Raw genomic sequence first — 21,933 nt, forward strand, 5'->3', positions numbered from 1 at the left:
CTCTCCTCAATTCCGCGCCAGCTGGCGCTCGGTGGTGATGGCGGGGCCGGCCGGGCGCATCCCGGGGCAGTCCTCGGCGGCGCGCTCGTCGTAGTCCGGGTGCCCGGTGCGGCGATCCAAGGGCACGCCGCGGGATTCCTCGGCGCTCCAGACGGCAACGCTGGTGCAGTAGGCCTCGAGACTGGCGCGCTCGACCTGCCGATCGGTGGCGGCCATCCAGCCTAGGGCGTGGACGATGCCGGCGCCTGCAGCAGCGACGACGAGGATCAGCAGGGCGCGAAGCAGGGCGCGGCGAATCATGCGGCGGCGCTCGCGTGCTGGGTCATGAGATCGGACGGTGACGCAGGGGATCATGCGGCGGCCCTCCCGTGTAGGGTGGTGCTGCCCTTGGTGGCCATGGCGGTGAGCAGGCTGCTCAGGCACTGGCGGGCCTCATCGAAGGAGGCGTGGGGTGCGGCGGTGTGCACCACGACCAGGGTACGGGTCGCCGGCACGCGGATGGCAGGGCGCCAGCCCACCCGGTGTCCGGTGGTCAGCACCGGCACGGCGAGCAGCTCGGTGGCCGGATCGACGCCGGTCGCGGTCATGGCGTAGGCATTCCACGCGGTGGCGAGGTCGTGCACCGGCACGCTGTGAAGGTCCTGGCTGGCTGCGGCTTGGCGGATCATTGGGTGTCCTCCTCGAGCAGCAGCATCATGTCGGCGGCGGCATCGCCGAGCCTGGCCCGCACTTCGCGAAGGGCGGCCTCGTCGCCACCGGCTGGGATCTCGATCAGATAGCGGGGCGTCCGCTCGATGCCTGGTCGCCAATGGTCCTCCTGAGCACAGCCGGCAATGGTCAGTTGCTGCACGCCGCTGCGCATGCCGAACAGGTCCATATGGATCAGGTGCCTGCCCTGCAGGTTGATGGCCAGTGCCAGCTCCTGGAGGTGCTGAAGCTGCACGAGCAGGCTGCTCTGGATGCCGTGATCCCTGAAGGTGGCGATGACGCGCTGGGCGGTGGTGGCGGTGTTCATGCGTAGATGCTCCCGAGGTCACGGCGGCTGATGACGCGGCTGGCGCTGACCTGCGTTCTGGTGCGGGTGGGCTGACGGATGCGGAGGCCCTCGCCGGAGAGGTCGGCCAGCATCAGGGCCAGTGCTAACGGTGCGATCCAGCCGCGGCGCATGGCGCGAGCCACCGCGTCAGTGGCCCGGTTGGCGCGAAGACGGTAGTAGGCGGCCTCGGCGGTGCTCTTGATCGAGGCGGGGGAGACGCCGCGCAGCTTGGCGATCTCCTTCTGGGTCATCCCGGCGGCCAGGCCGGCGAGGAGCTCTGCCTCGCGGCGAGTAGGCAGACCCATGCCGCGGGTGCCGATCCGGCAGCGCCAGCCGGCGAATTCGATGGTGGTGGGTGCGTTGTCCATTTTTTTCCCCTGTGCGTTACCTCTGAGGTAACTATTACCCATGGGTAAATATTGGTCAATACCTACAGGTAAATTTTCTCGGAGCAGGCACAAAAAACCCGCCTCGGTGGGCGGGGGCGTACAGGGGCTATGGTCGATGGATTACAGGTAGGGTGGGCTGGCAGCTACATCAGTGCGCTACGGGGTGCGTCATGCTGGAGGCGTGACGCATGCCGCACGCGGCGCTGCCGCCCATGGAGGAAACGTCGCGTCACGCCTGTCCCGCGCCCTGGCCATGGAGGGCCGGGACGTTCTCTTCGGGAAACGGGTAGGGCGGTATGAACCCCCCTGGAGGCATGGGATGCGCCAATGAAATAGCTGGGTTAGGCGTTGTCGTCAGGGGGCAGCGGCCCCCAGCTACCATCAGCACGCCAGCCCTTGCGCGCTGTTTGGCGTTTGGTGCTTGGCTCGTTGACAGGCGAAACGGTGGGGGAGGTATGTTCATCTTCCAGCCGGTTTTCGGGGCGGAAGACAGCCGTTCTTCGAATCTGCGGTGATTCGCTGCTCGCTACTTGACGAATTGGCGTAACGTCTTCGTTGCTGATGAAGCCACCAAGACGATACGGGTCGGGCTCGGCGGTCAGCATCCCGTTGTAGGTCCAGCAGCGCTGCGGTACTCGAGAGATACTCCAACGCTTACCCTGCCATTCGGCATGGTGGTTATCCGTCAACGTGAGTTCTTCGATTGGTACTAACCTAGCCAGGGTCTGGGTACTGATCAGCTGGCCGGTAGTGTCCATGTGCACCCCGCCACCGTAGCGCCCGGCTTTCAGCATTGCCTTCAGGTCTCGAGGCGACTCGCGGGAGTCAACACTACCGGTGTCGCACAGGTGCAGTATATCGGCATCGATCTGCTTGATGACCCAGCAGCGCAAGGGCTTTCTGCAAAATAGCCTGCCCAGCATAGAAAATCCTTATGCATAGTATGAATTCCTTCTGGCCTGCACGGTGGTAGATATGATCGGGTACCTGTTCAGGCGTGGACTTCATCGATCGGGATCACGCCACCGGGTGACCACGACCCCAGGCTCTCCGCCAGAAGATGTATCGCCTCCCTGCACCGCGGTGCCCAGCAACTGTTCGTCGAGATGCACGCCGCCAGAACCAGAGATTTCGAACCTTCTCGCGTTGACGGCCCCGAATAAGGCGCCGCTACCGGTCACTTCGAGATCACTGAAGGGCGCGACAATCTGACCGAAGAAGTCAGAATGCCCGCTAAGGGATACCCCGGCCTTCTTATCCGTTTGTTCGAAGCTGGAGTAGAGTGACAGAATGGGCCTGGCTTCGCCGTCGACGATTCGCGAGGGTTTGCCGTCTCCTACAATGATGCCGCTGGTCAGGTCGAACTGGCTGGTGGTGACAATGGTGAGGCTGCTCCCTTCACTGATAGTGATATTGCCCCCACCACCGATCCGGGTGTCGCCGTCCAGATATAACACCATATCGACAGGGTTGTCTGATGTACCAATGGTGAATTGGCTGCTACCACCGAAGTCCCAGCCGGAGAACCCAACGGCCTGAGTATCGCGTCCCAGAATAGAAACATTTCGCGGAGAAATGCCGACTCGCTGCCAACCCTGTGCTACTTGTTTTTCCACTCCATTGGCGGTTAACCGATAACGGTCATTGCCACCCATGTCCAGTTTGGAGGCCACCGTCAGGCTCTGCTGCTGGAGCTGGCGAACGGGGTCTGTGTCGTCATTTCCGAAGCCAAGCGAATCACACTCTGCGGCAGACGCTACTGAAGCAACAGGCTTGAAAGGTGGTGAGGTAAGACTGAGGGTCCCGCCTACATGGTCCTCAGGGGTCCGATTACTGTTCTGTTTCGGCGTGGTATTGATAGCCGGCGCCATGGCATCGCCACTGATGCCAGCAGACCAGTTATTGAACTCCAGGCTTTGGCTTGCGGCCGCGTCGCCATGCACGGTCGCGCTACTGCCAAACCAGAGCCGCCCGCCGGCTTCCACGTTACCGTAGACATTGACGCCGCCTCCCTTGAGATTGACCGTGGCATTGGCTTTGATGTTGCCATAGACGGGGCTGGAGCCCTGAAGGTAGACACCGCCGGGGCTGACTACATCACCGTAGATGGGAGAATGGCCAGTCAGGGTGATGGCCGCCTCCTTGGCATCATAGGATTTCTCCCGGGGGTCATATTGTGCCTGGTCAGGATCCTGCATGACCTGGCTCGTGATAGTAGCCTCCTGGCCATGCCGGTTACCTGGGCCGTAGGGGCCTTGGGCGGAATCGTAACTGTCGATGATCCCACTCCCCCCCAGGGTCACTCCCTCACAGGTATCGACGCCGGCGACAGGCCGCCCTGTTGATGCTGGGGGGTTCCAGTTCACGAGAGTCGTGATGCTACGACGGGCTTGGCGAGCCTCCACACTGCCGCCGAAGCGCCCTTCGCTACGCAGAAAGAAAATTAGCTTGTTTTCAACCAGCGTTACGGCCTCACCGCTAGCAGTACCGTCTTCAACATCACAGTCATGAGGCAGCTTCTCCAGCTGTTGTGGAAGAACAACGTCGACGTGGCTTTGGAAGCTGCCGTGAGGGATTGAGTCATCTTGCTTGTTGAACACCTTCTCAAGGCTTTCGACTTTCGACTTGATGGCCGGCTTCAGCGAGTCGCGAAGCTGCGAGAACGTTAATCCGGAAATGTCTTCTTGTGGTGATCCCGATAGCAGTGCCTCTTTGATCAAGGACTCGGCCTTTTCCGTAGCGGCGCTATCTTGTGCACATAGCAGGGTATTAAGCGTATTCTGGTCTCGTAGCTTTTGGTAGTACGGGGAAAGAGTTTCCGACAGCTGTTTCAGGGCGTTTTCCAGCGCGTCGCTTTTTGTCGGTTGCGTTGAGGCATCCAAAAAAGCGATCTGGCCACGTTCGGCTAGCGCTTGAGCTTGCGTCATCTGGCGATAGTTACCTGCCAGGTTCTCGGCAAGCAGGGAGGACTGCATGCTGCTCAACGACACCATGACGCCAATCACGGACAGCAAAAGCACTGTGATGAGCGCCGCGCCTCGCTGACGGGGAGCGACGACAGTGACCTCCGGGAGTCTTGGTGAGCTGGTGGGGGTCATGAGCAAGTGACCTCGCTGAAAATGCAGTTGCGCTGGGTGGCGATCAGCGAATAGTGGCGTTCTTCACCGTTGTCGTCGAACACCAAGTTCAAGCGCCAAGTGCCGGGTAATGCCCCTGACTCCAGCAATGGTGGTTCGCCACTCATATTGACTGGTTGCGTGGTGACCGGCTCTTTTGAGCCGGTGCCGACTTTCCGGAAGATCGTGTTGTTGCTGATGGAGTAGCTTATCTGTTCACTACTGAGCATCAGGGAGAAAGAGTCATCGCCAGGCTGTACGGTGCCGGGTTCGGCTTCGCGCAGTTCATTCAGCAGCGTGTCAGTCACGAAGAGAAGGTCAGACTGTTGGCCAGCAAGCTCGTTGACGCGCGTCATGCCGCGCTGGATGGTGAGAAAGGTTGTGCCGGCAGCCAGCATGATCACCAGGCCAATGACAAGGGCCACCATGAGTTCAATCAGCGAGAAGCCTGCTTGCTGTTTGGTTGACATCATGATGCGGACTCTGCCAGCGGCAGGGAGAACCGGTAATCGAAGCGGTGAACCCTCTCCGACTCGTCGTCCTCGATGGGCTCGCCGTCTGTGAAGCGGCGGTCTTGCCACTCGATAGTCACCATGAAACGACATGCGTCTGCATCGTCATCGGCGTCCAACGGGTCGGCGCCGAGCATTGGGAGATGCTCACCCCATGTTGCGTGCCACTGGTTTAGCTGATCACTGTCGAGCGCCTTGGGGCAGCTAGGATCCCCGCTGTAACTGCTCCAGAGGCGCTCCTGCAGGTCCTGAGCGGCAAGCGATGCCACAGTGCGCTGTAGGCTGCTGTGTGTACCTTGGAGAGCTCGCAGCTGGAGTGAGGCTATACCCAGCATCCCGATGGAGAGCACCAGCAAGGCCACCAAGGCTTCGACCAAGGTAAAGCCTTGCTGGGCGTTAACGCCTGTCGTGACCCGCATTTCTTCCCCCGGCCCGTGCGAAGTATCAAAGCGTAGCTTATTATACACAAAAAGTTACACAGCGACAGGCGTTGTAGCAAGCCTCGTAAGCCGACGGTGGGATGGTTCTTTCACATTGGCTCGCCCTTTGAGCTGGACGTAGCTCGTGGCTTTGTGTGAGCCACTGTTAAATCGTTCGTTGCTTTACTATCAGAAATGCGTACGACTGGCCTAAGACTGATGCTGATGCGGTGGGTTGGCATTGCCTGTCGCATCCTCTCCCGGAGTCCTGCCAACACGCTGGACATGCAGCGTCACGTCGGTCCGGCGCTCTGCTTATGGATGGCCGTGGCGTTTTCGTTGCGGGGGTGGGGAGGGTAGACATGAAAAACCCGCCACGGTGGGCGGGTTGGTAGTGGAGCGGCTGGGGTTAGTCGCCGAGCTGGCTGGCCCAGTGCTTCTCGCTGACGATGGCGATGTCGCGCCCATCGTCGCGGAGTTCTACGGCCTTCTGGATCTTGCGGCCATAGCTGGACTGGGCCCAGTCGGTGCTGCCCAGGTTGCCGATCACCACGAAGCGGGTCTTGCGCGTGGGGTTGCTCTGGGTAAGGCCGCCGCGTTCAAGGATCTCGGCCTCGCACTCGGCGCGAGTTCCGGTGATGAACTTGCCCGTGAGCACGAAGTGGCAGTCTTCGAACTCGATCTCTGGCGCGGGGTTGCACAGCGGCAGGGCAGAGGATTGGCGGCTGGCGCTGGTATCTTCGCCGCCCGTCAGGCTACCGCCACCGGTGTAGTCGAGCAGCAGGGCCATCAGATCGGCTTCCTCCTCAGCATCGAGGTGGCCATCCTGAAGGGCGTCTCTGAGCCTGAGAAACAGGACGCTGAAGGGCCAGACACTGAGCGATTCCGGTCGCTCCTCCAGCCAGCGGAGCAGGAATTCGGCCTCGCCCTGGTTGAGAGCGCCGTCGGCGAGCACGCCGCGGGCTAGGCCGAGCAGCTCGTTGGCGTCGCGATCAGCGTTGCGGGCGAGTGATAGTCGACGGGTGACCGGCTGGCCGTGGGGGTTGAGTGATGACGTGGACATGCATGGCTCCCTTGTTGTCGTTCCCTGGGGCGCGGGGCCCATCAGGCAGTGTGGCAAAGGGAGCTGGCTGGTGCTGTAGGCGATCGCCGACGGCCGGGTACGAAAAACCCGCCTCGGTGGGCGGGTTTGACGTAAGGGGAGGGGAGGGAGCTAGGTCAGCAGTGCTGGCGCTCAACCTCTACTCGCTTCATTACGTCGTTCTGACGTTCGATGGCTTTGGTAAGCACCTTGCCGTAGACGCGCTTCTTCTCACGCGAGGATGCCGTGCGCATGAAGTCGGAGAATGCGGTCGTTTCGGCTTTTGGTTTTTTAGAGAGTCCGAACATGGTAGTCACCTGTGGGGGAGGAGGTCCCTAAGCAGGGACTCGCGAGTATACTTTTCGGGAAGGTGTCCGTCAATCCGATCGATGTTCGTCATTGACGACTTCAAGCTGTTGTCATTGTTCTTGATCAGCAGGTCAACGTGGACCGCCTTCCTGAATTCTTCTTTCAGCGTGTTAACTACCCGGCGCGACTCAAAATACTGATCTATAAAGCTTTCTATCGGGATTCGACGACCTTCCCACCGCTCTCTTGCTTGGACGAACTGCCAAGCCAACTTCGGTTCCTGATATACATACAGTATTTGAACGAATCGCTCTCGCTTGGCGGATCGCTCCACGTTCTTTCTTGCAATGTCGTAGTTTGCCAAGGTGCCGTCAAGCACAAAGCTTTGCTTCTGATCCAGCGCCAGGTCATGCATCTTGTCCACGAGGATGGAGACGGCGTGCTGGAACAGCCAGGAGTTGTCGCCGTTGTAGCCAGGCAGCTCGCTCCTGAGCTCGTCAGGGTCGATCCGCAGCACCTTCAGCCCCTCCTGCTCTCGGAAGGCCTCCAGAAGGGCCAGTGAAGATTCTGTCTTGCCTGCCCCTGGTGAGCCCGCCATGAAGACCGAGACTGGTGATTTCTCTCGTGGGTAAACTGACTTGTCGGTCAGCCGTTTGGCGATGGCCTTCTTGTGTTGTCGAGCATGCTGAATAGCGGCTTCACTTGTCTCTAGCTCGTCATCCGTCACATTCCCTCCTGGTCGTGACGTCCTCAGTCAAACACTTCCCACCAGAACACCCGGCCGATGATCCGCGGGGCGTCCTCGCCCATCAGGCTGCAGATCTCCTCGGGGTACTCGTCGGCGTTGTCGCTGACCAGGCGGACCTTGCCCAGAGGTAGCTTGTAGAGCCGCTTCACCCGGAGCATGCCGCCGTGGTCCAGGGCGTAGATCTTGCCGTCGATGACATGCCGGCAGCCCTTGTCGATGGCGATAGGGGAGCCGTCGGCGATGGTGGGCTCCATCGAGGAACCGGAAGCCGTGGCGCAGGCCCCGTTCTCGGGCTGCACGCCAGCCCGTGACAGCTTGGGCAGGCTGAAGCGCATGGTGTGGCCGTGGTTCTCAATCACCTGGGAACGACCGTCGCCGGCGGAGAACTCCACCTCGCGAAAGCAGGGCAGCTCAACCTCGTCAGGGCGCAGCGGGCCGTCGTCCTCCACGATCTCGGTGTCGTGGAGGACCATGTCGTCTCGGCGGGGATGGGCCGCTCCAGTGGCGGCGCCGATGGGGCCGGCCACAACCTTCTTTGGGTCAGCACCGCCAGCTGGCTCGCGTGGTGCCTTGTCCATCCAGCCTTCCGAAAGGCCCAGGGACCGCTCGATGTGCCTGGCGAAATCCTCCCCGATGTTCTTGCGGTGAGCCTTGTCGCTCAGGCAGCGGGAGATGTAGCTGGGCTCACGCTCGATGGCATGGGCCAGCGACGCCTTCTTCCCCTGGAAGCGTTCCTCCAGGAGCTGGCGCAGGTTTTCGCGGCGACGGTCCGAGATTTTCATGGGCTTATCATCAGCCACCGTTACTAATAGGTAAATTACCTCCAGGTATTGACTGATATTTACCTGTGGGTAATGCTTGTGTGCAGAGCACACAGGAGCCCCCCATGAAAACTCGACATGAAGGCCTGCTGCGTTGGCTGCGCGACGCGACTGACGAGCAGGTTTCATCCACTGGCACCACGCGTGCCTACCTCAAGCAGATTGGCTATGGCCATAAGCCGGCATCACCGGAGATCGCCGTGCGTGTTGAAGCAGCTTCTGAAGGCGCTGCGACCCGCAAATCCCTCCGTCCTGATGATTGGCATGTTCTGTGGCCTGAGCTCCTCGGCTCTGACACCCCAAAGGTTACACCCGGCCGGGCCACGGCAACGACGCCCTGACCGGGGTGGAGATCCATACAGGTATTCAGGAGCAGGGGGATTTCATGGAAGCAACCAAGCAGATGCCGACCGACGACACGAGCCGGCACGACCTGATCACCGCGGCGAGCCGTGCGGCCTTCCAGATCGAAGCCGCCGAACGCCGTGGCGATGCCAGGGAGGAGGCCCGCCAGCGGGTGATCTACCACACCACCCAGGCGGAACTGCTGGCGCGGACTCTGGCTTATGACCGGGACGCGCAAGCGCAGATCGCCATCAACCGGGAAGACCACCGGCGCAAGGCCGAGGCCTACCAGCGCGAGCTCGACAGGCTCGAAGGGCAGGGCGCATGACCTGCATCACCGCTGCCATGCTGCCGAGCCTGCTGGGCCGCCCTGTGGCCTACCAGCCGGTGTTCACCCGCCTGCCGGGGGTGACCGTGCAGGGCGCCATCTTCCTCAGCCAGGCCCTGTTCCTGTGCGGGACGCCGACTGCCCGCAAGCGGGATGGCTGGTTCTGGAAGGAGCAGCAGGGCGACCACGACAGCTGGGAAGCCGAGACCGGGATGAGCGCCAAGCAGCAGGTGACGGCTCGCCGCCAGCTGGTGGCGATCGGGGTGCTCGAGGAGGTGCGCAAGGGGGTGCCGGCGAAGACCTGGTACCGGGTGAATTCCGAGGTGCTGGCGCTTCGACTAGCCGAGGTGCTGGCCGAGGAGGAGGTGCCGGAACAGCCCGCAGCCCCCGCCACTGGCCAGAATCTCCCATCGGGAGAATCTGAAAACGCCCAACCGGAGAATCAAGAATCGCCGGAAGGGAGTGCACAGAACCGCCCGGATGGAGATTTCTTACAGAGACTACAACAGAGAGGTACCCCCTCTCTCTCTGGCGCGGACGCGAGCGATGCGCCGAACGTGTTCGACCGTGCCGATGGCCTGAGCGACGACGGCCAGCCCCTGGACGACCCCACCGAGCCGCTGCCGCCCCTGGCCGGCCATGGCGAGCGCAAGCAGCCGATGACCCTGGACTGGGAACCGGACATGCCGACCTGGCAGCGCGCCTGCTTCGACCGGGGCCTTCCGGTGGACGTCGATGTCTCGATCGCCCTGATCGATTTCCGCGAGCACTACGCCGCCCAGCCCGGGCGCACCCATACCCCTGCCGACTGGACCCGCCGCTTCGCCAAGTGGGTCCACGAGAACCTGCAGCGCCAGGCTGCCCAGCCCGCCGCCACCGGAGGTGACCATGCAAACCGCCGCCAACGTACTCCAGCACGTCGTCTCACCGCAGCAGAGGCACGTGAACGTGACCGACGCGCCCGCGAGCAGCCTGCAGGGCGAGTCTTCGACGGCCAGTTCGCCGGCTCTCGCTGAGCAGGACATGGACCTGGTGTTCGATGCCATGGGCCATCTGTTCGGGGCCAAGTTCTGCAGCCAGTGGGGCAGCTACGACGTCGACGGTGCCTGGCTGGCCGAGCTCTCCCACCTGAGCCGCCGCCACCTGGAGCTGGGGATCTCCCGGCTGCGCCAGCAGGTCCGCGAGGCGGCCCGCTCCGGCGACGAGGCCTGGCCGCCCCAGCCGGTGGCCTTCGCTGCGCTTTGCGAGCCGCGGCCCGAGGACCTGGGCATGCCGGCCGTGGCCGAGGCCTGGCGCGAGGCAGCGGGCCATGCCCACGACCCCGCCGGCCATCGCTGGCGCCATGAGGCGGTGCGCCTGGCCGGTGCCGCGGTGGGCTGGTGGGAGATCACCCATGTGCAGCCCAGCCGGGTGGAGCGCCTGGAGCGCCGCTTCGCCCGGGAGTACACGGCGCTGATCAATCGCGTGATGGCCGGCGAGGACCTGACGCCCCGCCAGCTGCTCGAGCACGACGGCAGCCGCAGCGCTGCCGAGCTGGCCGAGCGCGCAGGGCGCGAGGCCGCCCAGCAACAGGTAGAGGCCGCCGGCCTGCCGCACGCCATGAACGCCGACCAGGGTCTTCGCTCCCTGCGCGCGGCACTGGGGAGGGACTGATCATGACTTCACTCGCACAACCCACCAGCAACGAGATTAAGCGCGAGGGGCTGGACGACGTCCGGCGCTCCGGGCGCGCTGTCCGCCAGAAGCTGGCGATCCTCGCCGACTTGCGTGCCAACGGCCCCAGCACGCGCCACGAGATCTACGAGCGAACCGGCATCCCGCTGGCCAGCGTCTGTGGTCGCTGCAATGCCCTGCTGGATGCCAGCCGCCTTGAGGTGGTAGGCACGGTGGGCAAGCCCGCCCGCCAGGTGCTCGATCTGAGTCCGGCGGAGGTTGCCCAGGGCATGGCCACGCCTGCCACTCGTGACCCGGAGGGCGCCCAATGAAACCGATCGACCTGGAGAATGCCATCCTCATCGCGCTGCGCCGCTGCGAAGGCCGCCAGGGCAACGGTGGGGCCACCGTTGGCCGGCTGCATCGCCTTCTGGCCGAGGGCTATGCCAAGGCGCCGATCTGGCGCGAGGTGGCCAACGCCGTGTGCCGGCTGGAGCGCATGGGGCTGGTGCGGCTCGTCGGTGACGAGACCATCGGTGAGGACTGCCACCCCACCTACGCCTTGAGCCCTGCCGGGATCCGTGCGGCCCACACCGCCCGCATCCAGCAGCACAACGCCGGGGTGCTGAACGAGGAGATCGATCATGGCTACGCATGAACGTCTCCGGGTGCCTGACTCAGTGCACCGCTGCCGCCACTGCGACGTGATCTTCCGCCGTGCGAATGCGGCGCCGATCCCCAATGACCGCTGCCAGGGCTGCCATGAGGAGATCGAGGCCCATGGGCTGGCGAAGGAAGCCAATGGGGGCGGCCAATGACCACCAGAGCACCTCTTCGCCGCCCCAGCACTCGCGGCTGCGTGCTATGTGGCCACCAGCGTCCGCTGGGCCACTTCTCAGAGCAGGTCAGCCTCGATCACGACCCGCAACGCTGGCGCCGCATCGAGCACGACGCCTGCAGGGCATGCCGCGCCGGTAATCGCACCGCACCCGGGAGGGCCTTTCGATGACGCCACTGATCAACGCCGGACTGTTGCTCGCCATTGCGGGGTTTTCGATCGCCCTGGGTCTGACCCTGCGCCAGCTGTACCGCGAGTTCGCCGGTGTCGAGGACGAGGGAGGGCGCCCATGACCATCACTCGAGATCATGACCGGCAGGTGCTGTGTGCGCTGGCGCTGGCGGAACCTTTCGAGGGCAGCACCCGGCTGGACAGCATCATCGCCGCCGTGGACATGACCTTTTCTGATGCAGAGGAGGCCCTGCAGCGCCTGCAGATGCTCGGCTATGTGCGATCGCTGAGCCCGGGTCACTGGTTCATCACCCGCGAGGGACTCGCCACCCTGCGCCAGGATGCGGAGACACTGGCCCGGGAGGCACGTGATGGATGACACCCCTAAGGGCGGCACGTTGGCGCGCCAGGCCGCCATGCTCTGTGAGTTGCCGGTATTCGGCCTCTACCTGGACCAGCGGCGCCGCTGGCGCCAGGGCCTGAGCCCGGCCCAGCTGCCGGACGGCACGCACACCCCGGACGATGCCGCCGATGCCCTGCGCCACGCATGCGGCATCGAAAGTCGCGCCGAACTGGATCACAACGATCAGGCCGCGGCGATGTACAAGCGCATCGCCGCCGACTTCAACCGCTGGAAGAGGAGGGCGGTACTGTGACCGAAGCCAATCACCCGATGGAAGACCAGGCCCGGGCCCTGGTCGATGACTTGAGGTTCTGTGAGTTCCTTGATGCCTGCCATGCTCTGCGAAGGGGCTGGCCACATAGTCGCTACAGCGCTCGGCGCTGGCTCGAGGAGCAGTGCGGCATCGAAAGCCTGGGGCACTTGGCCACCGATCTGGAGGCGGCAGCTGCCTTCGACGAGATCTCCCGGCGTTTCGCTGCCTGGGACCGCAATGGGGAGCTGGAGGTATGAGCCTGATCACGAAACACGAGGCGAACACGACCGGCCGTGACTTCTTCGTCGGCGACATCCATGGGCAATACGACCTGCTGATGGAGGCCATGGGCCGTGTCGAGTTCGACAAGACTCGCGACCGACTCTTCTCGGTGGGCGATCTGATCGACCGGGGGGCTGACTCCTTCGAGTGCCTGTCGCTGGCCTTCGAGCCGTGGTTCTACGGGGTGCGCGGTAACCACGAGATGCTGGCCTATGACGCCCTGAACGAGGGAGCCGGCCAAGCCTGGGACCTCTGGCAGATCAATGGCGGCAGCTGGGTATACCTCCATGGCGTCCACGAGGTGCGCACCATCCTCAATGCGGCCATGGAGCACCTCCCGTATGCCCGGGAGGTCGAGGTGGAGGGCAAGCACATCGGCATGGTGCATGCAGAACCGCCACGCGACTGGGGTCTGATCGAGTTGGAAGACCATGCCGCTGGTTTGCAGTCACTGGTATGGGGGCGCACTCGGATCAGCCGCATAGACTGCACGCCGGTTGCCGGCATCGATGCCGTGGTGGTGGGGCATACCATCATCGAGCAGCCGGAAACGCTGGGCAACGTTCACTACATCGACACCGGGGCCTTTACCACCGGCCGATTGACGCTGATCGACGCCCGGGAGGTGCTGGCATGACCTATCGCACCAAGCCTAAGACGCTGGCGCAGATCCGGCGCAATCCGCCACCTGGGGCGAAGGGGTATAAGGCTCGCCGGGATAAGGCGAAGCCTAAGAAGAGCAAAGAGACAGGGAGGCGCTGATGGAGCGCATGGAAGTGATGATGCCTTGGCCGCCCAGCACCAACAGCATCTGGCGCAATGTCGGCAAGCGCACCCTGCTGAGCAAGGAGGCCCGGGTCTACCGCAACCGGGCGAGGGGAGAGCTGCTGGCGCAGGGAGCCGCCAATACCAAGCTGGCGGGCCGGGTGGCGGTGGAGGTGATGCTCTACCCGCACAACGCCCGGGCCTTCGACATCGACAACAAGCTGAAGGCCCTGCTGGATGCGCTGACCTACAGCCGGGTGTGGCTGGATGACGGGCAGGTGGACGAGATCCTGGTGCGCCGCGCCGAAGAGCATCGAGACGGCGGCCAGGCGCTGGTGATCATCAAGACGATGGAGGTGGGTAAGCATGGGGATGGCAGCACTGGCGAAGACAAGGGCGGTGACGATGACGCGTGACGAGTGGCAGCGGGTGGCCAGCCCCTGGCGGGTGTTGGAGGCGGCGGCTACTGATGAGACGGCACGGGATGTGGCGGTGATCCGCATCATCGACAGCTGCCTCGAGCTGCAGCTGGTGCGCCGGCATGACTCGGTGGGGTATCAGCCGTTCTCGGTGACGGGCAACGTGCCGATGCCAGGGTCCGGCCGGAATATCGACCAGACCATGCTCGCCGCCGATCGCTATCGTCCCGAGAGCGAGTGGCACAGTGCCTGTGCCTGGCTGCTCGACAAGCTACCCCGCCGCCAAGCCGCGGCGATGATGATGCAGGCCGCCCGCGTGCGCCCGGACAAGCTCGGCTCGTCCCTGTGGTCAGTGACCGCATCGCAGATGGTGGCGCGCCAGGCGTCGCTGCTGCGCGATCTGGGCATGGCGGAACACGTGTCGACCCCTTTCGCCAGCGTGGAAGATCTCCAGAAAGCTGCCCAGCGCGCTCGCAAGCGGCTGCGCGAATGGCTGGCTGATGAGACGTATAAACAACATGTTGACGAGGTGTCCGGTTAGGGCTACCTTATGTAGTAGGCTGCTGGCGCTTCGCGCTTAAAGCCACCCCCTATCGACGCCCCGCCGGATCCTCTCCGGCGGGGCGTTTCTCCTCAACAGAAGTAAATGTGCATCTCCTCAGGTTTTGTCGTGATGCTGTGTGCCTCTGTTGGGCACTCGCCGTTGCGGGTAAGTGTCTGCCAGAAAGTCTCGTTGAACACGCGGTGCAGGTAGAAATACTGGCAAAGCGAGATGACTTCGTAGCGCTCCCAATTGCCTGTTGAATATGACGTTCCCTTGATGCCCAACTTATCCTCAAGGCCGTAAAATGTAAGCTCCTCGCCACTATCGAAATGCTCGAGGAGGTAATGAAACAGTTCTTCCGCTCGCTCTTTGCTGATCTTGAAGCAGTTTGCATGTGGTTTATGCCACTTGGGTCCCTCGTGGAGAATCGGATAGATCTCTTCGTCCCAAGCCAGAAGGTACGCTGGAGTAAATGGCGAGCTTTCCACTCCATCTTGTGCGGATAGCAAGATGGTCAGCCTCATCTGCTGGTACAGAGCCTCAGCAATAGAATCCATAGTCGGTGTTCCTTCTAGTAGTGGAGAGGAGGAATCCATCCTACGTCATGTAAGCGATTGCTGTTGAGCTACAGCATCCTGTCGGAACCCTCCACGTTGCTAAATGTGTTCCCGCAGACCAGATGCAGAGAGCTATTCGATCAGCGGCCTCTGGGTCGCCATGCCCCAAGTGCTGGTTTTTTCACTTCCCGAGGTTCGCCATGTCTGCCCATGCTCCCGTCGACTGGCTGGGCGAGGTCGAGCTCGTGCCGTTCGATCCGCCGGCCGATCCAGCTGCTGACGACAAGGGCAATGTGGCCGCCTTCCTCGACATGCTGGCGCATGCCGAGGGCACCACACGCTTCGGCGATGAAGACGGGTATGACGTGCTGGTCGGGGGAGAGCTGTTCGACAGCTACCACGACCACCCGCGCCGTCTGGTCTTCCTGCCGGCCTATGAGATCAGCAGCAGCGCTGCCGGGCGTTACCAGTTCCTGGCCAGCACTTGGGATGACCTTGCCGCTCGATTCGGGCTGCGCGACTTCAGCCCGGCCAGTCAGGACGTAGGAGCCATCCAGCTGATCCGCCAGTGCCGGGCCTTGGGCCTAGTGCACGATGGTCGGATCCGAGAGGCCATCCATGCGTGCCGCCGTATCTGGGCCAGCTTGCCCGGTGCAGGCTACGGCCAGCGGGAGGTGGCCACTGACGAGCTGCTGGCTATCTACCGCCAGGCAGGCGGAAACGATAACGATCAAACGTAATACGCAGGGCCGCCCAGGAGTGGCCAGATGATGAATCCGCAGAAGAGTCATACCCCATGCCCAGCCGCGACCCGAACAACTGGCAGGCGCTGCTGTCCGCCCTCGCGAGCTACTGGCCTCAGGTCTATGCCGCCGGTCTTGCGATGGTCATCGCTCTGGTCCGCGCTCTGCATGCAGGAGGGCGGCCTATGAAGTCGTTCCTGGAAGCCGTGCTGTGCGGCTGCCTGACCCTGGCCCTGGTCCCGGTGCTGCACTACTTCGGGTTGCCTCAGAATCTGGCAGTGGCTGGCGGCGCATCCATCGCCTTCCTGGGCGTGGAGTGGCTGCGCGACAAACTGGAGATGGTCTACGACTCGATCATCGGTCGGTGGCTCAAGTGATCACTCGCCTCCTCACCAGCGTGACGCCCTGGCTGCTGGCGCTGTTGATCGGCGTGGCGGTCTATCAGGGCATGCAGTCCATGCGTTACGAAACTGAGCGCGACAGGGCAATGGAGCGTGTGGAGCGCGCCGAGCTGCGTGCCGAGGCCCTGCAGCGTGGCATGGAGTGGCAGCGTGACCAGCTGGCCGCTACCCGTGAGGCGCTGACCATCCGCGACGAGCAGCTGGCCACCATCACCCGTGAGATTCGGGCGAGCCAGGCTGAGCTCGACAACCTGGAGCGCAGTGATGCCGCGACTGCCGACTGGAGTGATCAGCCTGTGCCTGATCCTGTTCGTCGCTGGGTGCGCGACCTCCCCGCCGCCGGCGCCGGAGATCCTGACGCCGAGCATCCCTGATCACCTGTTGTCACCCTTGCCGGCACCTGGTGCCACGGTGACGGACAATCGCAGCCTTCTCGACCTGTTGGCCGAGTATGAGGCGCTGCGCCGTCGTGCCAATGCGGATCGGGCTAGCGTGCTTATGATCTTGCAGGGGCTCAAGGATCAGGACGACGAGGACTGAACCATGACACGCCCGCGCGTCATACAGCGCTGCCGTGACCTGCTCGCCGGCGCCTGTCTGGTCGCCCTGGTAGGTGCATGGGCATTGGTCACCATCCACCAGCACTGGCGCGAGCATCACCGCCGAGGATAGACCGCGATGCCATCACGTCCGCCGCGCCCATGCCGTGCTCCAGCATGCGGGGGCAAGACCACTGACCGTCACGGCTACTGCGAGGAGCATGCGCATCTGGCAACCGGCTGGCAGCGTACCCAGCAGGGCAAGAGCTCCTCGGCGCGTGGGTACGGTGCCCACTGGAAAAAGTTACGACAGGTAGTGATCAGGCGTGATGGCGGGCTGTGCCAGCCCTGCCGGCAGGTGGGGCGTATCACCTCGTTCGATGCAGTGGACCACATCGTTCCTAAGGCCGAGGGCGGCACCAACAGCCACGACAACCTGCAGTGCATCTGCCGGGCCTGCCACCAAGCGAAGACCCAGCAGGAGGCGTTGCGCGCCCGTGGACAGGACTCCTGAGGGGAGGGGGGGTGCAATCCCTACAGCCTTTCAGGGGGTCGACCGCAAGCCTTCGGCAGTTTCTTACACCCGCGAAATTGAAAAATCAGGTTGGCGGGAATTGCTCGCATTCGGGAAGGTTCGCAGATGACAAGAGGTCGCAAACCCAAGCCCAGCCATCTGAAGGCGGTACAGGGCAACGCCGGCAAGCGGGCGGTCAATCATGACGAGCCGCAGGGGGACGAGATCACCGAGGTACCGCTGCCACCCGAGTGGCTCTCGCCGCTCGGCATCGAGATGTGGGAGAAGATCGCCCCCTGGCTGGTCAGCTCCAAGATCCTCACCGGGTCCGATCTCGCCAACCTGGAAGCCTACTGTGCCGCCTATGCGCGCTGGCGCCTCGCCGAGAAGGACATCGCCAAGAACGGCATCACGGTGATGGGCATGAACTCAGAGGTGAAGAATCCCGCCTGCACCGTGGCCAATGAATCCCTGAAGCAGATGGTGACCTTCGGTAGCGCCTTGGGTCTGGATCCCGCCAGTCGGGCACGGCTGGCCGTGCCCGGCGCCAAGGACGCCTCCAACCCCTTCAAAGACCTGGTAGGCAAAAAGCGATGACTCTCAATGGCCAGCTACCCCAACGTCAACGCCGCGAACAAGTACGCCCGGGACGTGGTGGCTGGCCGGATACCGGCGTGCAAGGAGGTCCGGCAGGCCTGCCTGCGCCATCTGGACGACGCCAAGGCAGCGAAGTCCCGGTCGTATCCGTACCGGTTCGATCGCGAGGCCGCTGAGCGGGCCTGCGTCTTCATCCAGCTGCTCCCGCACACGAAGGGGCGCTGGGCGCGTGAGAAGCGGCTGATCGAACTCGAGCCGTGGCAGCTGTTCATCGTCTGCGCAATCTTTGGCTGGCTGAAGAAGCGCACCGGCATGCGCCGCTTCACCGAGGCTTACATCGAGGTCGAGCGCAAGAACGGCAAGTCGGTCATTGCCGCGGCCATCGCCAACTACATGCTCGCCGCCGATGGTGAGTACGGCGCCGAGGTCTACTGTGGCGCCACCACTGAAAAGCAGGCTTGGGAAGTGTTCCGGCCCGCTCGCTTGATGCTGATGAAGTCGCCAGCGCTGGTCAGCGCAGCGGGCATCGAGATCATGGCCAAGAACGTCTCGATCCCGGAGGACGGCTCACGCCTCGAGCCCTTGATCGGCGACCCGGGTGATGGCTCGTCGCCGAGCTGTGCCCTGGTCGACGAGTTCCATGAGCACCAGTCACCGAGCCTCTACGACACCATGGCGACTGGCATGGGCTCCCGGGACCAGCCGCTGATGTTCATCATCACCACGGCCGGCTTCAATCTGGCGGGCCCCTGCTACGACAAGCGCCGCCAGGTGCAGCAGATGCTCGACGGGGCGCTACCCAATGCCGAGCTGTTCGGCATCATCTACACCATCGACGAGGGCGACAGCTGGCAGGATCCGGCGGTACTGCGCAAGGCCAACCCCAACTTCGGCATCTCGGTCTCCGAGGAATTCCTGCTCAAGGCACAGCGCGACGCCATCCGCTACCCCAGCCGGCAGAACTCGTTCCTGACCAAGCACCTCAACGTCTGGGTCAGCGCCCGCAGTGCCTGGCTGAACATGGCCGAATGGCATGCCGTCGGTGACGCCTCGCTGAAGATCGAGGATTTCATCGGCAAGCCGTGCTGGCTGGGTGTCGACCTGGCCAGCAAGACCGACATCGCCGCCATCGCACTGCTGTTCCGTGACGAGGTCGAGGACAAGAAAGGCCGTCTCAAGACGCGCTGGACCGTCTTCGTGCGCAGCTACCTGCCCGAGGGCGCCGTGGAGCGGGCCAGCAACAACAAGGCCGCCTACGAGAGCTGGGTCAACAGCGGCGATCTGCTCACCACCGATGGCGAGGAGCTCGACTTCGAGGTCATCCGCGAGGACATCAAGGACCTCGCCAGCCTGTTCGAGATACAGGAAATCGCCTACGACCCCTGGCGCGCCACCCAGCTGGCGCACCAGTTGATGAGCGACGGCGCCGCGATCATCGAGTACCGCAACACCGTGCAGAACATGTCTCCGGCCATGCGCGAGATGGAGGCCGCCATCACCGGTGGCCGCTGGCGCCACCCCTGCGACCCGGTGCTGACTTGGATGGCCAGCAACGTCGTGGCCAAGGCCGACGCCAAGGACAACATCTACCCGCGCAAGGAAAAGCCCGAGAACAAGATCGACGGCATCATCGCCATCCTCATGGCCCTGGGCCGCGCCATCACCGCAGAAGGCCAAGAGCCCGACGAATCCATCTACGACACCACGGACGTCACATGCTGATTCCCTTCGTCACCTTTCTCGTCGGCCTGGTCGGCGCCGCCCTGGTCGCCTTCGGCGCCTGGCTGCTGGCGCCTGCCGCCGGCTACATCGTCGCCGGCGTGCTGTGCCTGGCCTGGTCGTGGCTGGCCGCCCGGGCTGGAGCACGGCAGACACCGCCCACCGAAGAGGGTGACCGCTGATGTTCTGGCCCAACATGTTCACTTCCGCCGCTAGCGGCCAGCAGCGCAAGAACGTCGACTGGTCAGGCTGGGTCAGCTCGGTGGTCGGCCGCCAGAGCTCAGCCGGCACCATGGTCAACACCGAGACCGCGTTGGCCGTCGGTGCCCTGCGCGCCTGTGTGACCCTGCTGGCCGAATCGGTCGCCCAGTTGCCTTGCGAGCTCTACCGTCGCGACGATAACGGCGGCCGAGCCCGAGCCGTGGATCACCCGCTCTATGACCTGATTCACAGCCAGCCCAATCGCAAGGACACCTCGTTCGAGTATTACGAGCAGGGCATGGGCGCACTGACGCTGGAGGGCAATGAGTTCTCGCTGATCGATCGCGACGGCGCCGGCTATCCGCGCGAGCTGATCCCCGTGCACCCCAAGAAGGTGCGGGTGCTCAAGGGGCCGGACGGCATGCCCTACTACCAGCTGCTTGAGCACGCCGACGAGATCGTGCCGATGCGCATGATGCACCACGTCAAGGCGTTCTCCATCGACGGTTTCGTCGGCCTGTCGCCGATTGCCACTAACGCCGACGCCATCGGCCTGGCCCTGGCCACCGAGCAACATGCCGCCGCCGTCTTTCAGCGCGGCACCACCATGTCCGGGGTGATCCAGCGCCCGCGAGAGGCGGCGCCGATCCAAGATCAGGCCAAGGTCGACCGCCTGCTGGAGAAGTTCGCCGAACGCCACTCCGGCCTGCGCAACATGTTCAGCGTGGCCTTGCTGCAGGAAGGCATGGAGTACAAGCAGCTGGCCATGGACAACGAGAAGGCCCAGCTGCTGGAGTCGCGCAACTTCGGCGTCATCGAAGTGTGTCGGCTCTACAAGGTGCCGCCGCACATGATCCAGCAGCTCGACAAGGCGACCTTCAACAACATCGAGCACCAGGGCCTGCAGTACGTCATCTACACCTTGCTGCCGTGGATCAAGCGCAAGGAGGCCGCCATGATGCGCGACCTCCTGCTGCCCGAGGAGCGCAAGAACCTCTACATCGAGTTCAACGTCGGCGGCCTGCTGCGCGGCGACCAGAAGAGTCGCTACGAGGCCTACGCCCTGGGCCGCCAGTGGGGCTGGCTGTCGGTCAACGACATCCGCCGGCTGGAGAACATGCCGCCCATCGCCGGCGGCGACAAGTACCTCACGCCGATGAACATGACCGACTCCCAGCGCCCCGGCGAAAGCCTGAACGCCACCCCCGATCAGCTCCAGGCTATCCAGGAGATCCTTCAATGAGCCACGCCATGATCAACTACCCGCATATTGCCTCGATGGTGTTCAACACCCCGCTGTATGCGACGCCGACCCTGGTGCAGGCCGTGCGCTCGGTGCTCGAGCCCCGCCTGCTGGGCCGCACCCACGACCTGCCGCAGAGCCTCGGCCTGGGCGGCGACGAAGAGCGCGAGATGCAGCGCCTGCAAGTGGTGGGGCGGCTCGCCATCATCCCCGTGCATGGCGTGCTGGTCGCCCGCCGCGGCCAGATCAACGGCGCCTGCGAGGAAATCCTCAGCTATGAGCGCCTGCGTGGGCAGATCACCGCGGCCCTCAATCACGAGCTAGTCGAGGAAATCGTGCTCGACTTCCACACCGGTGGCGGCCAGGCCATGGGCTGCAAGGAGATGGGCGACTTCATCCGGGCCAGCACCGCCATCAAGCCGATCACCGCCCTAGTCAACTTCGCCGCCTACTCGGCCGGCTACTTCATGGCCGCGGCCTGCACCCGGATCATCGCCAGCCCCACCGCCGGCGTCGGCTCCATCGGCGTGATCATCGAGACCTACGAGATCAGCCGTATGGAAGAGGAGATGGGCATCACCTTCAACACCTTCTTCCGCGGCGATCACAAGAACAACCTCTCGCCTCACGAGCCGATCACCGACCAGGCCATCCAGGAGATCAACAGCAAGCTCGACGACGCCTATGCCACCTTCACCGAATCCGTGGCCAGTTACCGCGGGCTCTCGGTCAGCGACGTGATGGCGACCGAAGCCCGGCTCTACACCGCCAAGGACGCCCTGGCCGCCAAGCTGATCGACGACATCGCCCCGGCACAGGACGCCATTGACGCCATCGCCCAGGCCTACACCAGCCAGAGTCCACCCTCGACCACCCGAAACAGCCGGCGCATTCAGGCCCAGGCCCGCGCGCTGGACACCAGCTGTCGGCTCTAGCCACGCGGCGGAGCGACACCCCAGGCGGCCACGGCCGCCTTTTTCGTGCCCA

General features: G+C 63.6%; 37 protein-coding genes. 24 read left to right on the plus strand and 13 right to left on the minus strand.

Annotated elements, in window-relative coordinates; translation table 11 throughout:
• Window positions 1-6: 6 nt before the first annotated feature.
• From P8934_RS07970 to P8934_RS08025, 12 genes are all read right to left on the minus strand, one after another.
• On the minus strand, window positions 7-300 hold the full coding sequence (locus P8934_RS07970) for a hypothetical protein (RefSeq protein WP_278033699.1): 294 nt from the start codon (window positions 298-300) through the stop codon (window positions 7-9).
• Between the two features lie 50 nt (window positions 301-350).
• Window positions 351-668 (minus strand): hypothetical protein, encoded by a 318-nt coding sequence (locus P8934_RS07975; RefSeq protein ID WP_278033700.1) that lies wholly within the window; start codon window positions 666-668, stop codon window positions 351-353.
• A complete protein-coding gene (locus P8934_RS07980) occupies window positions 665-1,015 on the minus strand; it encodes a hypothetical protein (protein WP_278033701.1) in 351 nt (116 codons plus the stop codon). Before P8934_RS07980 ends, P8934_RS07975 begins: the two co-directional genes overlap by 4 nt.
• Window positions 1,012-1,404 carry a LuxR C-terminal-related transcriptional regulator gene (locus P8934_RS07985; protein ID WP_278033702.1) on the minus strand — a complete coding sequence of 131 codons (393 nt, stop codon included), beginning with the start codon at window positions 1,402-1,404 and terminating at the stop codon, window positions 1,012-1,014. Before P8934_RS07985 ends, P8934_RS07980 begins: the two co-directional genes overlap by 4 nt.
• A 362-nt stretch (window positions 1,405-1,766) precedes the next feature.
• Complete coding sequence (locus P8934_RS07990; RefSeq protein ID WP_278033703.1) at window positions 1,767-2,348, minus strand: hypothetical protein; 582 nt, start codon at window positions 2,346-2,348, stop codon at window positions 1,767-1,769.
• Window positions 2,349-2,429: 81 nt separating this feature from the next.
• Window positions 2,430-4,523 carry a polymer-forming cytoskeletal protein gene (locus P8934_RS07995; RefSeq protein ID WP_278033704.1) on the minus strand — a complete coding sequence of 698 codons (2,094 nt, stop codon included), beginning with the start codon at window positions 4,521-4,523 and terminating at the stop codon, window positions 2,430-2,432.
• Complete coding sequence (locus tag P8934_RS08000; protein ID WP_278033705.1) at window positions 4,520-5,014, minus strand: prepilin-type N-terminal cleavage/methylation domain-containing protein; 495 nt, start codon at window positions 5,012-5,014, stop codon at window positions 4,520-4,522. Before P8934_RS08000 ends, P8934_RS07995 begins: the two co-directional genes overlap by 4 nt.
• Complete coding sequence (gene pilV, locus P8934_RS08005; RefSeq protein ID WP_278033706.1) at window positions 5,011-5,472, minus strand: type IV pilus modification protein PilV; 462 nt, start codon at window positions 5,470-5,472, stop codon at window positions 5,011-5,013. Before pilV ends, P8934_RS08000 begins: the two co-directional genes overlap by 4 nt.
• Window positions 5,473-5,881: 409 nt before the next feature.
• Window positions 5,882-6,535, minus strand: a complete 654-nt coding sequence (locus tag P8934_RS08010) for a BRCT domain-containing protein (RefSeq protein ID WP_278033707.1) — start codon at window positions 6,533-6,535, stop codon at window positions 5,882-5,884.
• A 155-nt stretch (window positions 6,536-6,690) separates the two neighbouring features.
• Window positions 6,691-6,861, minus strand: coding sequence for a hypothetical protein (locus P8934_RS08015; protein ID WP_278033708.1), 171 nt, complete (start codon window positions 6,859-6,861; stop codon window positions 6,691-6,693).
• A 5-nt stretch (window positions 6,862-6,866) separates the two neighbouring features.
• Complete coding sequence (locus tag P8934_RS08020) at window positions 6,867-7,589, minus strand: zeta toxin family protein (protein WP_278033709.1); 723 nt, start codon at window positions 7,587-7,589, stop codon at window positions 6,867-6,869.
• Window positions 7,590-7,612: 23 nt separating this feature from the next.
• Window positions 7,613-8,392, minus strand: a complete 780-nt coding sequence (locus tag P8934_RS08025) for a helix-turn-helix transcriptional regulator (protein WP_278033710.1) — start codon at window positions 8,390-8,392, stop codon at window positions 7,613-7,615.
• 104 nt (window positions 8,393-8,496) lie between these two features.
• On the opposite strand from P8934_RS08025, the gene P8934_RS08030 reads away from it, so the two are divergent.
• From P8934_RS08030 to P8934_RS08095, 14 genes are all read left to right on the plus strand, one after another.
• Window positions 8,497-8,772, plus strand: coding sequence for a hypothetical protein (locus P8934_RS08030; RefSeq protein ID WP_278033711.1), 276 nt, complete (start codon window positions 8,497-8,499; stop codon window positions 8,770-8,772).
• 44 nt (window positions 8,773-8,816) lie between these two features.
• A complete protein-coding gene (locus tag P8934_RS08035) occupies window positions 8,817-9,104 on the plus strand; it encodes a hypothetical protein (RefSeq protein WP_278033712.1) in 288 nt (95 codons plus the stop codon).
• Window positions 9,101-10,120 carry a DnaT-like ssDNA-binding domain-containing protein gene (locus tag P8934_RS08040; RefSeq protein WP_278033713.1) on the plus strand — a complete coding sequence of 340 codons (1,020 nt, stop codon included), beginning with the start codon at window positions 9,101-9,103 and terminating at the stop codon, window positions 10,118-10,120. The genes P8934_RS08035 and P8934_RS08040 overlap by 4 nt, the downstream gene beginning before the upstream one ends.
• 7 nt (window positions 10,121-10,127) lie before the next feature.
• Window positions 10,128-10,757 (plus strand): replication protein P, encoded by a 630-nt coding sequence (locus tag P8934_RS08045; RefSeq protein ID WP_278033714.1) that lies wholly within the window; start codon window positions 10,128-10,130, stop codon window positions 10,755-10,757.
• A gap of 2 nt (window positions 10,758-10,759) precedes the next feature.
• On the plus strand, window positions 10,760-11,089 hold the full coding sequence (locus P8934_RS08050; protein WP_278033715.1) for a hypothetical protein: 330 nt from the start codon (window positions 10,760-10,762) through the stop codon (window positions 11,087-11,089).
• On the plus strand, window positions 11,086-11,415 hold the full coding sequence (locus tag P8934_RS08055) for a hypothetical protein (protein ID WP_278033716.1): 330 nt from the start codon (window positions 11,086-11,088) through the stop codon (window positions 11,413-11,415). Before P8934_RS08050 ends, P8934_RS08055 begins: the two co-directional genes overlap by 4 nt.
• On the plus strand, window positions 11,402-11,575 hold the full coding sequence (locus P8934_RS08060; protein ID WP_278033717.1) for a hypothetical protein: 174 nt from the start codon (window positions 11,402-11,404) through the stop codon (window positions 11,573-11,575). Before P8934_RS08055 ends, P8934_RS08060 begins: the two co-directional genes overlap by 14 nt.
• A 187-nt stretch (window positions 11,576-11,762) precedes the next feature.
• Entirely contained in the window at window positions 11,763-11,888 is a 126-nt protein-coding gene (locus tag P8934_RS08065; RefSeq protein ID WP_278033718.1) for a hypothetical protein, read from the plus strand.
• On the plus strand, window positions 11,885-12,145 hold the full coding sequence (locus tag P8934_RS08070) for a hypothetical protein (RefSeq protein ID WP_278033719.1): 261 nt from the start codon (window positions 11,885-11,887) through the stop codon (window positions 12,143-12,145). Before P8934_RS08065 ends, P8934_RS08070 begins: the two co-directional genes overlap by 4 nt.
• Entirely contained in the window at window positions 12,138-12,422 is a 285-nt protein-coding gene (locus P8934_RS08075; protein WP_278033720.1) for a hypothetical protein, read from the plus strand. Before P8934_RS08070 ends, P8934_RS08075 begins: the two co-directional genes overlap by 8 nt.
• The gene (locus P8934_RS08080) at window positions 12,419-12,679 is read left to right on the plus strand and encodes a hypothetical protein (RefSeq protein ID WP_278033721.1); all 261 of its coding nucleotides are present in this window, start codon (window positions 12,419-12,421) and stop codon (window positions 12,677-12,679) included. Before P8934_RS08075 ends, P8934_RS08080 begins: the two co-directional genes overlap by 4 nt.
• Window positions 12,676-13,341, plus strand: a complete 666-nt coding sequence (locus P8934_RS08085) for a metallophosphoesterase (RefSeq protein ID WP_278033722.1) — start codon at window positions 12,676-12,678, stop codon at window positions 13,339-13,341. Before P8934_RS08080 ends, P8934_RS08085 begins: the two co-directional genes overlap by 4 nt.
• A gap of 124 nt (window positions 13,342-13,465) precedes the next feature.
• Window positions 13,466-13,885: a RusA family crossover junction endodeoxyribonuclease gene (locus tag P8934_RS08090; protein ID WP_278033723.1), complete on the plus strand. Its 420-nt coding sequence runs from the start codon at window positions 13,466-13,468 to the stop codon at window positions 13,883-13,885.
• Window positions 13,875-14,429 (plus strand): hypothetical protein, encoded by a 555-nt coding sequence (locus P8934_RS08095; RefSeq protein ID WP_278033724.1) that lies wholly within the window; start codon window positions 13,875-13,877, stop codon window positions 14,427-14,429. The genes P8934_RS08090 and P8934_RS08095 overlap by 11 nt, the downstream gene beginning before the upstream one ends.
• Window positions 14,430-14,521: 92 nt before the next feature.
• On the opposite strand, the gene P8934_RS08100 is transcribed toward P8934_RS08095, so the two are convergent.
• On the minus strand, window positions 14,522-14,989 hold the full coding sequence (locus P8934_RS08100; protein ID WP_278033725.1) for a hypothetical protein: 468 nt from the start codon (window positions 14,987-14,989) through the stop codon (window positions 14,522-14,524).
• A 200-nt stretch (window positions 14,990-15,189) separates the two neighbouring features.
• Here P8934_RS08100 and P8934_RS08105 point away from each other — a divergent pair, with 200 nt between their 5' ends.
• From P8934_RS08105 to P8934_RS08150, 10 genes are all read left to right on the plus strand, one after another.
• Window positions 15,190-15,729, plus strand: coding sequence for a glycoside hydrolase family 104 protein (locus P8934_RS08105; RefSeq protein WP_278033726.1), 540 nt, complete (start codon window positions 15,190-15,192; stop codon window positions 15,727-15,729).
• Window positions 15,730-15,785: 56 nt separating this feature from the next.
• Window positions 15,786-16,109 carry a phage holin, lambda family gene (locus P8934_RS08110; protein ID WP_278033727.1) on the plus strand — a complete coding sequence of 108 codons (324 nt, stop codon included), beginning with the start codon at window positions 15,786-15,788 and terminating at the stop codon, window positions 16,107-16,109.
• A complete protein-coding gene (locus P8934_RS08115) occupies window positions 16,106-16,507 on the plus strand; it encodes a hypothetical protein (RefSeq protein ID WP_278033728.1) in 402 nt (133 codons plus the stop codon). The genes P8934_RS08110 and P8934_RS08115 overlap by 4 nt, the downstream gene beginning before the upstream one ends.
• 169 nt (window positions 16,508-16,676) lie before the next feature.
• Entirely contained in the window at window positions 16,677-16,805 is a 129-nt protein-coding gene (locus P8934_RS08120) for a hypothetical protein (RefSeq protein WP_278033729.1), read from the plus strand.
• Window positions 16,806-16,811: 6 nt separating this feature from the next.
• Window positions 16,812-17,186, plus strand: a complete 375-nt coding sequence (locus P8934_RS08125; protein ID WP_278033730.1) for an HNH endonuclease signature motif containing protein — start codon at window positions 16,812-16,814, stop codon at window positions 17,184-17,186.
• Between the two features lie 126 nt (window positions 17,187-17,312).
• Complete coding sequence (locus P8934_RS08130; protein WP_278033731.1) at window positions 17,313-17,783, plus strand: phage terminase small subunit P27 family; 471 nt, start codon at window positions 17,313-17,315, stop codon at window positions 17,781-17,783.
• Between the two features lie 6 nt (window positions 17,784-17,789).
• Window positions 17,790-19,505, plus strand: coding sequence for a terminase TerL endonuclease subunit (locus tag P8934_RS08135; RefSeq protein ID WP_278033732.1), 1,716 nt, complete (start codon window positions 17,790-17,792; stop codon window positions 19,503-19,505).
• Window positions 19,499-19,684, plus strand: coding sequence for a hypothetical protein (locus P8934_RS08140; RefSeq protein WP_278033733.1), 186 nt, complete (start codon window positions 19,499-19,501; stop codon window positions 19,682-19,684). Before P8934_RS08135 ends, P8934_RS08140 begins: the two co-directional genes overlap by 7 nt.
• Window positions 19,684-20,946, plus strand: a complete 1,263-nt coding sequence (locus P8934_RS08145) for a phage portal protein (protein ID WP_278033734.1) — start codon at window positions 19,684-19,686, stop codon at window positions 20,944-20,946. Before P8934_RS08140 ends, P8934_RS08145 begins: the two co-directional genes overlap by 1 nt.
• Entirely contained in the window at window positions 20,943-21,881 is a 939-nt protein-coding gene (locus tag P8934_RS08150; RefSeq protein WP_278033735.1) for a S49 family peptidase, read from the plus strand. The genes P8934_RS08145 and P8934_RS08150 overlap by 4 nt, the downstream gene beginning before the upstream one ends.
• The last annotated feature ends 52 nt before the right edge of the window (window positions 21,882-21,933 follow it).

Origin of the sequence: Halomonas sp. CKK8, assembly GCF_029625235.1 — a bacterium.
GTDB classification, from domain to species: domain Bacteria; phylum Pseudomonadota; class Gammaproteobacteria; order Pseudomonadales; family Halomonadaceae; genus Halomonas; species Halomonas ventosae.

Coding starts and splice junctions, on each gene's coding strand:
- P8934_RS07970 (WP_278033699.1), bottom strand. CDS start 300: ATGATTCGCCGCGCCCTGCTTCGCGCCCTGCTGATCCTCGTCGTCGCT.
- P8934_RS07975 (WP_278033700.1), bottom strand. CDS start 668: ATGATCCGCCAAGCCGCAGCCAGCCAGGACCTTCACAGCGTGCCGGTG.
- P8934_RS07980 (WP_278033701.1), bottom strand. CDS start 1,015: ATGAACACCGCCACCACCGCCCAGCGCGTCATCGCCACCTTCAGGGAT.
- P8934_RS07985 (WP_278033702.1), bottom strand. CDS start 1,404: ATGGACAACGCACCCACCACCATCGAATTCGCCGGCTGGCGCTGCCGG.
- P8934_RS07990 (WP_278033703.1), bottom strand. CDS start 2,348: ATGCTGGGCAGGCTATTTTGCAGAAAGCCCTTGCGCTGCTGGGTCATC.
- P8934_RS07995 (WP_278033704.1), bottom strand. CDS start 4,523: ATGACCCCCACCAGCTCACCAAGACTCCCGGAGGTCACTGTCGTCGCT.
- P8934_RS08000 (WP_278033705.1), bottom strand. CDS start 5,014: ATGATGTCAACCAAACAGCAAGCAGGCTTCTCGCTGATTGAACTCATG.
- pilV (WP_278033706.1), bottom strand. CDS start 5,472: ATGCGGGTCACGACAGGCGTTAACGCCCAGCAAGGCTTTACCTTGGTC.
- P8934_RS08010 (WP_278033707.1), bottom strand. CDS start 6,535: ATGTCCACGTCATCACTCAACCCCCACGGCCAGCCGGTCACCCGTCGA.
- P8934_RS08015 (WP_278033708.1), bottom strand. CDS start 6,861: ATGTTCGGACTCTCTAAAAAACCAAAAGCCGAAACGACCGCATTCTCC.
- P8934_RS08025 (WP_278033710.1), bottom strand. CDS start 8,392: ATGAAAATCTCGGACCGTCGCCGCGAAAACCTGCGCCAGCTCCTGGAG.
- P8934_RS08030 (WP_278033711.1), top strand. CDS start 8,497: ATGAAAACTCGACATGAAGGCCTGCTGCGTTGGCTGCGCGACGCGACT.
- P8934_RS08035 (WP_278033712.1), top strand. CDS start 8,817: ATGGAAGCAACCAAGCAGATGCCGACCGACGACACGAGCCGGCACGAC.
- P8934_RS08040 (WP_278033713.1), top strand. CDS start 9,101: ATGACCTGCATCACCGCTGCCATGCTGCCGAGCCTGCTGGGCCGCCCT.
- P8934_RS08045 (WP_278033714.1), top strand. CDS start 10,128: ATGGACCTGGTGTTCGATGCCATGGGCCATCTGTTCGGGGCCAAGTTC.
- P8934_RS08050 (WP_278033715.1), top strand. CDS start 10,760: ATGACTTCACTCGCACAACCCACCAGCAACGAGATTAAGCGCGAGGGG.
- P8934_RS08055 (WP_278033716.1), top strand. CDS start 11,086: ATGAAACCGATCGACCTGGAGAATGCCATCCTCATCGCGCTGCGCCGC.
- P8934_RS08060 (WP_278033717.1), top strand. CDS start 11,402: ATGGCTACGCATGAACGTCTCCGGGTGCCTGACTCAGTGCACCGCTGC.
- P8934_RS08065 (WP_278033718.1), top strand. CDS start 11,763: ATGACGCCACTGATCAACGCCGGACTGTTGCTCGCCATTGCGGGGTTT.
- P8934_RS08070 (WP_278033719.1), top strand. CDS start 11,885: ATGACCATCACTCGAGATCATGACCGGCAGGTGCTGTGTGCGCTGGCG.
- P8934_RS08075 (WP_278033720.1), top strand. CDS start 12,138: ATGGATGACACCCCTAAGGGCGGCACGTTGGCGCGCCAGGCCGCCATG.
- P8934_RS08085 (WP_278033722.1), top strand. CDS start 12,676: ATGAGCCTGATCACGAAACACGAGGCGAACACGACCGGCCGTGACTTC.
- P8934_RS08090 (WP_278033723.1), top strand. CDS start 13,466: ATGGAGCGCATGGAAGTGATGATGCCTTGGCCGCCCAGCACCAACAGC.
- P8934_RS08095 (WP_278033724.1), top strand. CDS start 13,875: ATGACGCGTGACGAGTGGCAGCGGGTGGCCAGCCCCTGGCGGGTGTTG.
- P8934_RS08100 (WP_278033725.1), bottom strand. CDS start 14,989: ATGGATTCTATTGCTGAGGCTCTGTACCAGCAGATGAGGCTGACCATC.
- P8934_RS08105 (WP_278033726.1), top strand. CDS start 15,190: ATGTCTGCCCATGCTCCCGTCGACTGGCTGGGCGAGGTCGAGCTCGTG.
- P8934_RS08110 (WP_278033727.1), top strand. CDS start 15,786: ATGCCCAGCCGCGACCCGAACAACTGGCAGGCGCTGCTGTCCGCCCTC.
- P8934_RS08120 (WP_278033729.1), top strand. CDS start 16,677: ATGACACGCCCGCGCGTCATACAGCGCTGCCGTGACCTGCTCGCCGGC.
- P8934_RS08125 (WP_278033730.1), top strand. CDS start 16,812: ATGCCATCACGTCCGCCGCGCCCATGCCGTGCTCCAGCATGCGGGGGC.
- P8934_RS08130 (WP_278033731.1), top strand. CDS start 17,313: ATGACAAGAGGTCGCAAACCCAAGCCCAGCCATCTGAAGGCGGTACAG.
- P8934_RS08135 (WP_278033732.1), top strand. CDS start 17,790: ATGGCCAGCTACCCCAACGTCAACGCCGCGAACAAGTACGCCCGGGAC.
- P8934_RS08140 (WP_278033733.1), top strand. CDS start 19,499: ATGCTGATTCCCTTCGTCACCTTTCTCGTCGGCCTGGTCGGCGCCGCC.
- P8934_RS08145 (WP_278033734.1), top strand. CDS start 19,684: ATGTTCTGGCCCAACATGTTCACTTCCGCCGCTAGCGGCCAGCAGCGC.
- P8934_RS08150 (WP_278033735.1), top strand. CDS start 20,943: ATGAGCCACGCCATGATCAACTACCCGCATATTGCCTCGATGGTGTTC.